The sequence below is a fragment of the Vibrio sp. 1288 genome (genome assembly GCF_033344475.1).
In genome coordinates this window covers 1-735 of record NZ_JAWPOX010000456.1, presented here as the reverse complement: position 1 = coordinate 735, position 735 = coordinate 1, and the positions used below count along the sequence as shown (strand labels likewise).

At 43.8% G+C, this 735-nt stretch carries 1 protein-coding gene; it reads right to left on the bottom strand.

What is annotated here, in order from left to right:
* Positions 1–107: 107 nt before the first annotated feature.
* Positions 108–735: dihydropteroate synthase (gene folP, locus R8O11_RS27355; RefSeq protein ID WP_318194896.1), on the bottom strand; the 628-nt coding region annotated here is incomplete at its 5' end.

The following is a 735-nucleotide window of genomic DNA, read 5'->3' as shown; positions in this document are numbered from 1 at the left end:
GCTTAAGTACGAAGTCTGGAGTGATTGGGTACTGTCCAACTTTACCGCGTACACCGTCCGTACCAAAGTAACGTCTTTTATTCGACATAAACTTACCTTTATTATTTTTAAATATTGTTTTGCGTCATTTCGACAATTTTCATTGCTTCAATAGTTTCTTCAAAATCATGAACACGAATGATCTGCGCGCCTTTCATGGCAGCAATCGTGGCACAAACGACACTGGCGTTAGTGCAATCTGCTGCTGGCTTATCAAGCAGCTTGAAAATCATTGATTTACGAGACATACCCGCCAAGATAGGCAGACCGAACTCATGAAACTTCTCGAGATGAGCGAGCATATGATAATTGTGTTCAATGGTTTTGCCAAAGCCAAAACCAGGATCGAGGATAAGTTGAGACTTATTGATACCTACGGCTTCACAAGCAGCTATGCGCTCTTCCAGAAACTGAGCGACGTCATCCATCAAGTTCTCGTACTGAGGGCTTTCCTGCATAGTTCTAGGTTGCCCCTTCATATGCATTAAGCAAACAGGTAGTTTTGATGCAGCCGCAACTTGAAGTGCACCAGGTTCTTGTAACGCACGGATATCGTTAATTAGATCCGCACCAACAGCGATAGCCTGACGCATTACTTCTGCTTTACTGGTATCGACAGAGATCCATACATCGTATTTTTCGCGGATGGCCTTTACAACAGGAACAACGCGTTGCAGCTCTTCTTCTAGAGAGACA